We start from the raw sequence: 11,480 nt of genomic DNA on the forward strand, positions 1-11,480 counted from the left end.
GGGACGGTCAGCGGCCGCCGACGTCCTCGTTGCGGTGGCGGCCGGACCAGTAGGGCTCGACGCGGGCCCAGTCCGTGGCCCACGCGCGGGAGGCGAGCAGATCCAGGCGCCGGAGCAGGAGTTGACAGACCAGGCCGGAGAAGAGGACGGCCAGCGCCGAGGCGGAGACGCCGATCAGCGCGGCCGCGGCGATCCGGTCCGGCGCGGAGCTGGGCGTCACGCCGAGGCGGCCCGCGGCGTCGACCCAGACGGTGAGGCGGGTGCCCGCAGGCTGACGGCGGAAGACGGTGACGCGGCCGGTGTGGCGGACGCCCGCGGGGTACTCCCAGACGGCCGGGACGTGCACGACGACCGCGGGTCCGCCGCGTGGCGCGGTGCCGGCCGTACGCGCGGGCACCGCGGCAGCGAGGGTGGTGGCGGTGACCGCGTGGCCCTGTCGGCGCACGGCGTCCGCGGCGGCGTCGTCGCGCACGTGGACGGCCGTCGCGACCGCGAGGCCGAGGACGAGCGAGGTCACCAGCAGCCGCAACCGGCTCCGGTGCAGTCGCGCACGCCGCCGGTCGGCCGGGCGGAACAGCGGGTTCGCCTCGACCTCGGCCTCCGCGGCGGTGCGCCGACGGCACGCCGCCCGCTCCACCGGCTCGGACAGCACCCGCCCGAGCAGTGCGCAGGCACCGAGCAGCGCGAGCACGCGCAGGTCCGGGCCCGCCTGCCAGGCGAGGGCACCGACGTAGCACGCCCAGCAGGCCGCCACGACGAACGGCAGCGCGATCCACGGCGCGCACGCGCCGCCCAACGCGGCGACAGCCGCGAAGACCCCCAACATAACGGCAGGGTAACTCGCCGCCCTGGTGCGTGTCCGACGCTTCTCCGCCATGTGAGGCGTGTCGCAGCACCACACGGCGCCGCACGCCTTCCGCCCCTGCGAGCGGCCGGACGGGCCTCCGGAAGCGCCCGGGGCGGCCAAGCGCGGGACTGACCAAGGTCAGCCCCGCGTCAGGCTCGCCCGATCACTCGCCCGCTTCAGCCTCGCCCGGATCAGGCTCGCCCGGATCAGGAGGTCGCGCGGCGCGGGAGCTTCCAGCCCGGACGGGGGAAGTGGCAGGTGTAGCCGCTGGGGTAGCGCTCCAGGTAGTCCTGGTGCTCGGGCTCGGCCTCCCAGAAGGGGCCGGCCGGCGAGACCTCGGTGACGACCCTGCCCGGCCACAACCCCGAGGCGTCCACGTCGGCGATGGTCTCCTCGGCGACGCGCTTCTGCTCGTCGTCCAGGTAGAAGATCGCCGAGCGGTAGCTCGTGCCGATGTCGTTGCCCTGGCGGTCGCGCGTGCTCGGGTCGTGGATCTGGAAGAAGAACTCCAGGATCGCGCGGTAGTCCGTCACCGTCGGGTCGAAGACGATCTCGATCGCCTCCGCGTGCGTCCCGTGGTTGCGGTAGGTGGCGTTGGGGACGTCACCGCCGGAGTAGCCGACGCGTGTCTCCAACACGCCCGGCTGGCGCCGGATCAGCTGCTGCATCCCCCAGAAGCAACCGCCCGCCAGCACGGCCTTCTGCGTCTGCGTGGCCACGGGGCCCTCCTCGTTCTCGCTTCTTCTGCTTCCAACACGCCCAACGTCCGGCGCGGCGCCGTCATTCCTGCCCGCGCAGCTCCCGGGCGACGGCGAGGGTCAGCGCGCGGTCGACCTCGTAGGGCGTGTACAGCGAGACACTGGTGACCGCGTCGCCGAAGCGCGCGGTCAGCGCCGAGGCCACCTCGGCGGGCGTGCCCGCGACAGCGAAGGCGTCGAGGACGTCGTCGGGGATCTCGGCGGCCATCTCGGCCCACGCCCCGCGCCGCGACAGCAGGTGCAGGCGCTCGCCCAGCTCGCCCCAGCCGTGCAGGTCGAGGACGGGACGGTAGGCGGGGGTGGAGGCGTAGAAGGCGATCTGGCCGCGCACCGCCTGTTCGGCGGCGGCCCGCTCACCGGCGTCCGCGCCGAGGACGGCCATGGCCGGGAGCAGCACGGAGAAGCCGTCGAGCGAGCCGCCCCGGGCGTCCAGCAGTGCGGGCAGGGTCCGCTCGCGCAGGTAGGCGGGGGTGGTGAAGGCATGGCAGAGCAGGCCGTCGGCGACCCGGCCGGCCACCTGGGTCATCCGCTCGCCGACGGCGGCCAGCAGGATCGGCGGGGTGCCGTGCGGGTTGGCGCCGGGAGCGAAGAACTCCGTCATCAGCGTGTGCTGGTAGAACTCGCCCTTGAAGAACAGGCGGTCCTCGCCCGCCCAGGCGGCCCAGATCGCGCGGACCGCGCGGAGGAACTCCTCCATCCGCGCGGCGGGCCGGCTCCACGGCATGGCGAAGCGCCGCTCGATGTGCGCCTGCACCTGCGAGCCGAGGCCCAGCTCGAACCGCCCCCCGGAGACCAGCTGCAGGTCGTTGGCGAGGGTGGCCACCGTCATCGGGTTGCGGGCGAAGGCCACGGCGATGGCCGTGCGCAGGGTGATCCGCTCGGTGGCGCGGGCCGCCAGCATCAGCGAGGCGAAGACGTCGTGCTTCGTCTCCGACGCGCTGAAGCCGTCGTACCCGGCCGCCTCCGCGGCCACTGCGGCCGCCTCGACCTGGAACGGCGAGGCGGAGACGTCGGCTCCGTCGTCGATCCGCAGGGCGGGGCGCGGGACAGGCGGGGATGCGTGCGTTCCGGCGTTCACGCGCTCATCCTGCCAGCCGCGACGCCCGCCCTCCCACTGCCCCGGCCACTACCTTGACGCGACCGCCTCGGCGTCGAGGTCGGTGCCGACGTCCGCGCGCAGCTCGTCCAGCAGCCGCTGCTGCTCGGTGAGCAGCTCGGCCAGGATCCGGCGGGCGACGCGCAGCAGGTCGGCCACGTCGGGACCGGTCAGCCGGTAGACGACGAGCGGGCCCTCCCGGCGCGAGGTGACCACGCCCGCCCGTCGCAGCACGGCCAGTTGCTGGGAGAGGTAGGCGGGTTCGACGCCGATGTCGTCCAGCAGGGCCCGCACGGTCGTCGGCCCCACGCTCAGCAGCTCCAGGGTCCGGATCCGGACGGGGTGGCCGAGCAGCCGGAAGAACTCGGCCTTGCGCTGGTAGAGCGGCGGCGGGCCCGCCGGCGCGTGGCTCACAGGTCCAGCTCGCCCTCGATCAGCTGGAGCCTGCGCCGGGCCATGGCCAGGTTGGCCCGGCCGCGGTCGAGGACGAGCACCAGGAACAGGCCCGCACCGGTCTGGGCCGTCAGCGGCCGGATCAGGTGGTACTGCCGGGTGAGGGTGATCAGGATGTCCTCGATCGCCCCGCCCACGCCCAGCATCTGCATGGTGCGCTGCTTGGCGCGTACCAGGTCGGTGTGCCCGGCGGCCGCGACCGCCGGGTCGAGCTCGGGCGAGCCGCCGATCACGCCGAGGCTCATGCCGCTTTCCAGATCGACCAGCGCGGCGCCGAGCGCGCCGTCGATGGTCATGGCTTCCTTGAGTGCGATGTCCGTGTTCGCCATGCCAGGAAACTAAGCGTGTCCATACGATCGCACATCGTGAATTGCGGAAATGCGCAAACAGTGCGGGCCCGCACGGTATCGTGCGGGCCCGCGACCCCTCAGGCGAGCGTGAGGAAGAGCTTCTCCAGCTCGGCCTCGGTCATGGGCGCCGCGTCGGCCGCGCCCTCCGCCTCGGCCGCGGCCATGCACTGGCGCATGCCACTGGCAACGATCTTGAACCCCGCCCGGTCGAGCGCCCGCGACACGGCGGCGAGCTGGGTGACGACGTCCTTGCAGTCCCGGCCGGCCTCGATCATCGCGATGACACCCGCGAGCTGACCCTGCGCCCGGCGCAGCCGGTTCAGCACCGCACCCTGGGCCTCTTCGTCCACCTTCATGCGTGCGACCATCCTTCGTTCGCGGGCGACTCACTCCCCAGCGTACCCCAGGGGGTATCCGACAGGCAGCGTAGCCGGCCGCCGGCGCGATCGCCACATACCCCCAGAGGTATCTGCGCGACCCCTGTGCGAGCAGCCCGAAGCTGAGTACCGTGGGAGTGTCCGCGCGAAGCGGCGACGCGTCGTCGTGCCGCATGTGGGGGGCCGCCGCGCGGACGGCGACCACGAGATCGGGACACCGCCATGACATCGCCGACCATCCCCGCCCCACTCCACGCCAAGCGCTGGGCCCTGACCCTCGACCTCTTCGAGGAGGGCGACGACACCCGCGCGCACGCCGTCCTGGAGACGCCCGAGCGCACCCTGGAGGGCAACGGCTCCTCCCACCGCAACCCGCACGACCTCGCCATCGCGGACATCGGCGACGAGTACGCGGCGGGCCGTGCGCTGATCGAACTCGGCCGCCAACTCCTGCGCGCGGGCGCGGTCGACGCCGCCGCGGAGGAGGACGGCCGCTTCGGCTGAGCAGCACGGGGGGACATCGACGGGAGGGAACGATGCGAGCCAGGAGCGCGCTGGCCGCCGGTGCGACGGCGGCAGCGGCCGCCGCGGCGGGCTACCCGTGGCTGTGGCGACACGCCTGCCTCACCTGGGGCGCGAGCGCGGTCGAGGTCGGCCGGGCCATGCCCGGTGACGACCTGCTGCCGGCCGCGCCGCTGGTCTCCACCCGCGCCGTGACGGTCCGGGCCTGGCCGTCCACGGTCTGGCCCTGGCTCGTCCACCTCGGCCCGGGGCGGGGCGGCGCCTACACCTACGACTGGATCGAGGGCCTGGTCGGCCTCGACCGCCACCGCACCCTGCCCCGGCCCGGTGCCCGAGGCCACGCGACGGCAGGCGGTGGGCCGTGGCACGGGGAGCGCGCGCGGCACGCGGCCGGCACCGGGGCCACGCCCCCGTACCGGGAGCCCAAGCCCGGCGACCTGCTCCCGCTCGGGCGACGCGGCCCGGCCCTGGAGGTCACCGAGGTCGAACCCGACCAGTGCCTGGTGCTGCGCTCGCAGGACGGCCAGTGGGTCTGGTCCTTCGCCCTGTACCCGCGCGGCCACAGCACGCGTCTGGTCAGCCGCAACCGGATCGAGGAGCCGGGCTCCTCCCCGGCGTCCCGGCTGCTCTCGCTCTACCTGCTGGAACCGGTCGGCCTGGTGATGGAACGGAAGATGCTGCTCGGGGTCAAGCGAGGAGCCGAGGAGCTGGGCTGATCAACATCGGTGGGGCCGGTCCGGTCAGTCGGCCCGGTCCGCCCCCGGCAGGAGAGTGTTCGCCTTCGTGTCCGCGTGCCCGGCGCGCAGCAGCTGGTAGCCGAGGTCGATCAGTGCGCGGCCGGCGGCGAACTCGTCACCGATCTCCGGCACCGGCCGGTCCACCGGATCACGCAGCGAGGCGGAGTGCGCCTGCAGGTGGTTGCCCCCGCAGTCCATCACCGCGTGCGCGCTGGTGACGTCGCCGTCCTCGAACAGGTCCACGCGAACCGTCCAGGTCTTGGTGTGCAGGCCGCCGGGGGTTTCGTCCATGGTCTTCTCCTATCAGCACGGCCCCTGCTTCCAGTGCGCCACGCCGCGCGCCCGGAGGGAAGCTCCCCCGCCGGGGAAGTTGTCCTTCGTGCGCCGGAGACCTAGCGTCGACGTATGACCGACCGTCAAGGCAATCGGACCATGAACCGGCTCGTCCTGCTCGCCGCCGCCGGTGTCGTGACCGCCGCCGTGGTGAAGGAGCTGCGGCGGCCCGCACAGGAGCGGACGTGGCAGGGACGCATCCTGGGCCTGCCCTACGACTTCCGCCCGCCCACGCCCGCGCGCGTGCTCGCGGAGTTCTGGGATCCCGACAACGACGCCCTGTTCACCCCGCACGCCTTCGGCGTCGGCTACGGCGTCAACCTCGCCCGCCTCGCCCGACCCCTGCTGCCGCCGCTGGACTAGCGAGGGCGCGTTACGCCTGCGGCTCCGGCGCCGTCTCCGGCTTCGCCTCCGGCGGCGGACCGTCGTCGAGGCGGCGCAGGCCGATCAGCACCCCGAGGAGCCCCGCCTGCTCCGGACTGAGGCGGCCGACCGCGTCCAGCATCGTCATCGGCGCACCGGGCGCGGCCGGCGCCGCGGGCTCCGACGGGGCGGGCGACACGGGCGCCGAGAGGTCCTCGGGCCGATCCGGCTCCATGCAAGGTCTCCTTCGCTGATCACGGCGATGCCCCCGGTCGAGGCAGCATGACAGATCATTCACCGTTTCGTGTCAAGCGGTGGGTAGCCTGTCCGCACAGCGGACAGAGAGCGGCGGTGGAGGCGGAGCAGTGGCGGCAGAGGACGACACCGGGCTGCTCGGCGGGCCGGCACCCGCGCCCGCCCGGACCCGCCGGGTCGCCGTGGTCGCGCACCGGGGCGCGCCGCTGCTCGCCCGCGAGAACACCCTCGCGTCGCTGCGCGCCGCGCTGGCTCTGGGCGCGGACTGGGTCGAGGTCGACGTGCGCCTCGCCCGCTGCGGCACGCCCGTCCTGCTCCACGACGCGACACTCACCCGCCTCTGGGGCCTCCCCCGCGCCGTCACCGACCTCGACGCCGCCGAGCTCGCCGCCCTGCCCGGCCCCGGCGGGGCGGGTGTCCCGACGCTGCGCGAGGGTCTCGCGCTGTGCGCGGCGGGGGGCGTCATGGTCATGGTCGACGTCCCGGGCCCGGCGGAGGGCGACGCGTCGCTGGCCCTGGTCCGCGAGCTCGGACTGCTCGACTCCTGTGTCTTCGCGGGCGACCGCACCGCGCTGGCGCGCGTCCGCGCGTCCAGTGAGGCCGCGCGGATCGCGCTGAGCTGGGAGTCCTTCCTGCCGCCCCGGCGCTCCGTGCTGGCCCGCATCCGGCCGCAGTACCTGAACGTCGAACACCACCGCGTCACCCGCGTGCTCGCGGCCTTCGCCCGCCGCCGCGGGCTCGCCCTCAGCGTCTGGACGGTCGACCGCCCCTCCCGCATGGTGCGCGTGGCGCGCCTGGGCGCGGACGTCGTCATCACCAACGACCCGGCCACGCTGCTGACAACCCTGGGCTGCACCCCCTGGGGGCGCGAGGCTCAGCCGATCAGCGGCTCCGCCGCGGGGCGCGACAAGCCACCCACGTAAGGAGCGCGCCGAACGAGCAGGGCCATCCGCACGCCGGTGGTACTGGCGCGGTTCCCGCGCCCCCAGGGGTGCGACTGATCGCCCGCGGTCAACTTCCCGTCACGGCCAGGCGGGTGCCGCGCTCCGTGCGCGCGTAGCGGACCTCGCGGCCGGCGCGTTCGCGGGTGACCAGTCCGGCGCGCAGCAGGATGCCGAGGTGGTAGGAGACCGTCGGCGGCGTCAGGTAGTGGCGTTGGGCGAGCGTGCCGGTCGTCGCGGGGGCGGTGAGCGTCGCCAGGAGATCGGCGCGGGTGACGCCGAGCAGACGGCGCAGGTCCGCCGACGCGGGCGCCGCCGTCGGCGCGGACGGGACCGCCGGGTAGGTGATGACCGGCGGCCGCGGCTCCAGCCGGTAGACGGGGTCGATCGCCGTGCCGACGCCCGTCGCGACGAGCGACGGGACGAAGACGACCAGGGGCGCGGGCAGGGTCACGTAGTACCGGCTCTCGATCCGCAGCGCCCGGCCGTCCCAGCCGAGGTCGGGGTGGAGGGAGGGGATCAGCTCGCCCGCGCCGTGCAGCGCCAGCGTCCGCGCGCGGTGGGCGACGTCCGCCTCCAGCACGGCGCGCGCCGCGTCCCACTCGGGGGCCACGACCAGCCGCCAGAAGTGCCGCAGTTCCACCGCTGCCTGCTCGGCGAGCTGGCGGCCGCCGGCGGCGAGCAGGGCCGCGACGACGTCCGGGCTGTCGCTCGGGGCGAGACCGGCGAGCGGGCGGCCGCGCGTCAGCGCCTCCAGCTCCGCCTCGACCCGCTCCCCCGGTGTCCCGGCCACCTGCTCCAGCTGCTCGGCGACGCTCGGCGCAGGTCCCTCGGGATGCGGGAAGAGGAAGTCGGGGACGTACCCGCTGCCCGCACCGGCCAGCGCGGACAGCAGCGGCACCTCGGGACCGCGCAGCGCGGCCCGGGCCCGGGTGAGCAGCGGACGCGCCTGCGGACGCGGCTGGTGCTTCCAGGCGAGCAGCGTCGCGCCGACCTCGTTCAACGGCGAGACGACGAACCGTGTCTTCGCCAACGCCTCGGCGTCCAGAATGACTTGAATCATCGCCGGTGTGCCCCCGCCTACCGTGCCGAACCGACCGTGGAGATCTTCGAATCTGGTCGAATCGTGGCACAGTCGGTGGCCCGGCGTCAGTGCCCGGCCCAGGCTGGGGGCATGAGACTCCTCCCCGCGACCGCGCTGGCCGTGGCCGCCGCCCTGACCGCGACCGTGGCCTGCACGGCCTCGTCCACCGCCACGACCCGTCCGCCCCGCCCGGTCCTGACCGGCGCCGCGACCTGCCCCGACGACGCGGAGCTGACCTGCTCCACGCTCACCGTGCCGCTGGACCACTCCGGTCACGTGCGCGGCACGCTGAGACTGCGGGTCGCCGAGACGGGCAACGCGCACGCCGCCAAGGGCGTGCTGGTCTTCCTCTCCGGAGGCCCTGGGCAGCCCGACGAGCCGCTGGCGCCCCGGGTGCTGCCCAAGGTGAAGCCGCTGCTGGCGCAGTACCGGATCGTCTTCGTCGACCAGCGCGGCACCGGCGCGAACGCGTTGCAGTGCCCCGCACTCCAGCAGCAGATGGGCTCCTCGGACCTGACTGCGCCCACGGTCGGTGCGGTGACCGGCTGCGCGGCGGCCCTCGGCCCGGACCGCCGCTTCTACTCGACCGCGGACACCGTCGCCGACCTCGACGACCTGCGCCAGGCCCTCCACGTCGACCGCTTCTCGCTGGACGGCGTCTCCTACGGGACGTTCACCGCGGAGCGCTACGCCCTGGCCCACCCGTCGCACGTCTCGCGGCTGGTGCTGGACTCCGTCGTCCCGCAGACCGGCTACGACCCGCTGGACCTGGCCGCGATGCAGGCGGTGCCGCGCGTGCTGCGGGCCTCCTGCGCGGCGGTGAAGTGCGGGTTCGACCCGGCGGCGGACGTCGCGGCCGTCGTACGCCGCTACCACGACGGCGTGCAGCTGCTGGACACCCTCACCAGCTACGAGTTCGTCGACCCGAACTACGCGGCGATGCTGACGGCCCTGCACCAGGCGGCGAACGGCTCCCCCGGCTACCTCCAGGGGATCGTCGCGGGCGTCGCACAGGGCTCGGCCGCGACCGCGGACGAGCTCAGCCAGGGTCTGCACGCCTCGACGCTCTGCGCCGACGGCGTCTACCCGTGGGGCACGGACGACAGCCCGGTGGCCTCCCGTCCCGCCGCCCTGGCCGCGACCCGCGCCCGGCTCACCCGGTCCCAGCTCGGCCCCTTCGACGCCGCGACCGCGACGGGCCTCGGCTCGCTCCTCACCTGCCTCGCCTGGCCCCGCGAGCAGGTCCCGCCCGCCCCCTCCGCGCACCGGCGCATCCCCGGAAGCATCCGCGTTCTGCTGCTCGGCGGCGACCGCGACCTCTCCACACCGCTCTCCTGGCTCCGGTACGAGGCCTCGCTCGTGGCCGACGCCAAGGTCGTCGTCGTCCCCGGCGCCTCCCACTCCGTCCAGACCCACGCGACGAGCGACGCGGGCCGCGACGCGGTCTACGCCTTCCTGCTGGCCGGCTGACCCCGCGAGGCGCGGGCCGGATTACGGCCGGTCCGGCCGGCGGGTGCGGAGGAGGAGGGCGAGGTCGGCGGTGGTGAGGACGCCGATCAGGCGGCCGTCCGCGAGGACCAGCAGCGGGGGGTGGGAGAGGGCCGCGTCCAGGGTCGCGCCGGACAGGTCCTCGTCCGGCGCGGCCGTCGCGCACGCGGAGAGCGGCACGGCCACGTCCCGCACCCGCAGCTGCTCCCGCAGCCGGTCCGGGACGGCCAACAGCGCGCGGAGCCGGACGACGCCGCTGGGGCGCCCGTCGAAGTCGACCACCGGCACCGCGCCCGCCACCCGCCACGGGCCGCTCTCCGCCAGGCAGCGCGCTACCGTCGTCCAGTCCGGGCAGGTCGGCGGCGGCGCGGTCATCACCTCGCCGACGCGTCGCCCGCGCACGGCCAGCCCGATCGTGGCGTGCTGGATCTCCGCCGCGGCGGCCAGCGCCAGGAAGCCCCCCATGACGAGCATCCACAGCCCGACACCCGCGCCCCGCAGCAGCGCGATCCAGCCTCCGGCGAGCAGCAGCACCGCCAGCACCTGCCCGCACCGTCCGGCCTGCCGCTCCGCCCGCTCCCGGTCCCCCGCCCGCCACCACAGGGCCGCCTGCAGCACGCGTCCCCCGTCCAGCGGCGCGGCGGGCAGCAGGTTGAACACGGCGAGCAGCAGGTTGACCGCCCCGCACCAGAGCAGCAGCGCCGCCGGCACCTCCCAGTCCAGCGTCCGCAGCGCCACCCAGCCGAGGCCGAGGCCCGCGCCCGCGAGCAACAGGCTGGTCAGCGGCCCCACGAGGGCGACCCACAGCGCCCGTGCGGGGGCCGTCAGCCGCCCGATCCTGGTGACGCCGCCGAGGGCCCACAGCGTCATCGAGTCCACGTCCGTGCCCGCGCGTCGCGCGGCGAGCGCGTGGGCGAGCTCGTGCGCCATCAGGCTCGCCACCAGCAGCAGGGCGCCGAGCAGGCCGGTGCCGACGTAGAAGGCGCCCGCGCGCCCCGGCAGCCAGGCGTGCAGCGTCTGCCCGCCGAAGCCGAAGGCGAGCACGGCGACCAGCACCGGCGCGCTCCAGTGCACGCGCACCGGTATCCCGAACAGGCGCCCGAACGGCGCCGAACCCCTCATCGCGCCCCGCCTCCTTGGCTCCGTACCTGGAGTCTTCCCCGGATCGGAGCTCGCAGTGCCCCGGGAGGCGGGGAACATCGGGCGGCGGGCAGGGCCCCGCCCTCCCGCAGAGCGTGGGAGCGCCGCTGGTGGCAGTATCGAAGCAGCCTCCGTCAGCGCCGCCGGCTCCGTTCCGCGGCCCCGCCGTCAGGTCCGCGCCGGATGGCCGGACCGGAAGGGATGCCTACCGTGTCGAACGACGAGTTGATGGGGGACGACGTCTACCAGCCCAGCAACGACGGTGACGTCCAGGACGACGTCGCTCAGCTGGAGCCGGAGGACACCCTCGACTACCGCGGTCTGGACGACGCGCTCGACGAGGGCTACGCGCCGCCCGAACGGCCGCTGGCCGTCGGTAAGTACGGCAACACCGCCGCCGAGCAGCACGACCGCGAGACGCTCGACCAGCGGCTCGCGGCCGAGACGCCGGACGTGTGCGAGCCGGACGGCGACGGCATCGGCGACTGCGTCGGGACGGACGGCGAACCGCTTGATCCGGAGGCGGGCGAGACCCGCTCGGGGCGGCTGGTGGAGAGCGACGGCTCGCGCAGCCACCTCATCGCCGCCGATGTGGGCATCTCGGGTGGCGCCGCGACCGCCGAGGAGGCCGCCATGCACACCACCGACGACCCCGAGGCGGTCCTCGGCGGCTGGTGATCCGGGGCCCCGAACCACCCCTTGGCGGAAATTTGCCGCCGACCGGCTGATTTCTGTG

16 protein-coding genes are annotated in these 11,480 nt (G+C 74.8%); 6 read left to right on the top strand and 10 right to left on the bottom strand.

The genetic code is table 11. The features are described from left to right. Positions 1 to 7: 7 nt before the first annotated feature. The 6 genes from ABH931_RS37145 to ABH931_RS37170 form a co-directional block, all read right to left on the bottom strand. A complete protein-coding gene (locus ABH931_RS37145) occupies positions 8 to 826 on the bottom strand; it encodes a hypothetical protein (protein ID WP_370123814.1) in 819 nt (272 codons plus the stop codon). 227 nt (positions 827 to 1,053) lie between these two features. Continuing rightward, positions 1,054 to 1,566 carry a peptide-methionine (S)-S-oxide reductase MsrA gene (gene msrA, locus ABH931_RS37150; protein ID WP_370123817.1) on the bottom strand — a complete coding sequence of 171 codons (513 nt, stop codon included), beginning with the start codon at positions 1,564 to 1,566 and terminating at the stop codon, positions 1,054 to 1,056. 61 nt (positions 1,567 to 1,627) lie between these two features. Beyond that, a complete protein-coding gene (locus ABH931_RS37155) occupies positions 1,628 to 2,683 on the bottom strand; it encodes a TIGR03617 family F420-dependent LLM class oxidoreductase (RefSeq protein ID WP_370123820.1) in 1,056 nt (351 codons plus the stop codon). 48 nt (positions 2,684 to 2,731) lie between these two features. After that, on the bottom strand, positions 2,732 to 3,115 hold the full coding sequence (locus ABH931_RS37160; protein ID WP_370123823.1) for an ArsR/SmtB family transcription factor: 384 nt from the start codon (positions 3,113 to 3,115) through the stop codon (positions 2,732 to 2,734). Further along, a complete protein-coding gene (locus ABH931_RS37165) occupies positions 3,112 to 3,483 on the bottom strand; it encodes a hypothetical protein (protein WP_370123826.1) in 372 nt (123 codons plus the stop codon). The genes ABH931_RS37160 and ABH931_RS37165 overlap by 4 nt, the downstream gene beginning before the upstream one ends. Before the next feature lie 98 nt (positions 3,484 to 3,581). Beyond that, positions 3,582 to 3,860 carry a metal-sensitive transcriptional regulator gene (locus ABH931_RS37170; RefSeq protein ID WP_370123829.1) on the bottom strand — a complete coding sequence of 93 codons (279 nt, stop codon included), beginning with the start codon at positions 3,858 to 3,860 and terminating at the stop codon, positions 3,582 to 3,584. 243 nt (positions 3,861 to 4,103) lie between these two features. Here ABH931_RS37170 and ABH931_RS37175 point away from each other — a divergent pair, with 243 nt between their 5' ends. Together ABH931_RS37175 and ABH931_RS37180 are read left to right on the top strand one after the other, a co-directional pair. Continuing rightward, entirely contained in the window at positions 4,104 to 4,385 is a 282-nt protein-coding gene (locus ABH931_RS37175) for a dsRBD fold-containing protein (RefSeq protein WP_370123832.1), read from the top strand. A gap of 32 nt (positions 4,386 to 4,417) precedes the next feature. Then, positions 4,418 to 5,119: a hypothetical protein gene (locus ABH931_RS37180; RefSeq protein ID WP_370123835.1), complete on the top strand. Its 702-nt coding sequence runs from the start codon at positions 4,418 to 4,420 to the stop codon at positions 5,117 to 5,119. Positions 5,120 to 5,143: 24 nt separating this feature from the next. On the opposite strand, the gene ABH931_RS37185 is transcribed toward ABH931_RS37180, so the two are convergent. Beyond that, positions 5,144 to 5,431 (bottom strand): dsRBD fold-containing protein, encoded by a 288-nt coding sequence (locus ABH931_RS37185; RefSeq protein ID WP_370123838.1) that lies wholly within the window; start codon positions 5,429 to 5,431, stop codon positions 5,144 to 5,146. 114 nt (positions 5,432 to 5,545) lie between these two features. On the opposite strand from ABH931_RS37185, the gene ABH931_RS37190 reads away from it, so the two are divergent. Beyond that, a complete protein-coding gene (locus ABH931_RS37190) occupies positions 5,546 to 5,836 on the top strand; it encodes a DUF5808 domain-containing protein (protein WP_370123840.1) in 291 nt (96 codons plus the stop codon). 10 nt (positions 5,837 to 5,846) lie between these two features. Here the strand turns inward: ABH931_RS37190 and ABH931_RS37195 are convergent, their stop codons facing one another. After that, positions 5,847 to 6,071, bottom strand: coding sequence for a hypothetical protein (locus tag ABH931_RS37195; protein WP_370123843.1), 225 nt, complete (start codon positions 6,069 to 6,071; stop codon positions 5,847 to 5,849). Positions 6,072 to 6,201: 130 nt separating this feature from the next. Between ABH931_RS37195 and ABH931_RS37200 the strand changes: the two genes are divergently transcribed. Beyond that, entirely contained in the window at positions 6,202 to 7,014 is an 813-nt protein-coding gene (locus ABH931_RS37200) for a glycerophosphodiester phosphodiesterase (protein WP_370123846.1), read from the top strand. Between the two features lie 88 nt (positions 7,015 to 7,102). On the opposite strand, the gene ABH931_RS37205 is transcribed toward ABH931_RS37200, so the two are convergent. Further along, a complete protein-coding gene (locus ABH931_RS37205) occupies positions 7,103 to 8,095 on the bottom strand; it encodes an ArsR/SmtB family transcription factor (protein WP_370123848.1) in 993 nt (330 codons plus the stop codon). 111 nt (positions 8,096 to 8,206) lie between these two features. Between ABH931_RS37205 and ABH931_RS37210 the strand changes: the two genes are divergently transcribed. Next, a complete protein-coding gene (locus tag ABH931_RS37210; protein ID WP_370123851.1) occupies positions 8,207 to 9,586 on the top strand; it encodes an alpha/beta fold hydrolase in 1,380 nt (459 codons plus the stop codon). 21 nt (positions 9,587 to 9,607) lie between these two features. On the opposite strand, the gene ABH931_RS37215 is transcribed toward ABH931_RS37210, so the two are convergent. After that, positions 9,608 to 10,726 carry a site-2 protease family protein gene (locus ABH931_RS37215; RefSeq protein WP_370123854.1) on the bottom strand — a complete coding sequence of 373 codons (1,119 nt, stop codon included), beginning with the start codon at positions 10,724 to 10,726 and terminating at the stop codon, positions 9,608 to 9,610. 219 nt (positions 10,727 to 10,945) lie between these two features. Here ABH931_RS37215 and ABH931_RS37220 point away from each other — a divergent pair, with 219 nt between their 5' ends. Then, positions 10,946 to 11,422: a DUF5709 domain-containing protein gene (locus ABH931_RS37220; RefSeq protein ID WP_370123857.1), complete on the top strand. Its 477-nt coding sequence runs from the start codon at positions 10,946 to 10,948 to the stop codon at positions 11,420 to 11,422. Positions 11,423 to 11,480: the final 58 nt, after the last annotated feature.

Source organism: Streptacidiphilus sp. MAP12-33 (genome assembly GCF_041261265.1).
Taxonomy (GTDB): domain Bacteria; phylum Actinomycetota; class Actinomycetes; order Streptomycetales; family Streptomycetaceae; genus Streptacidiphilus.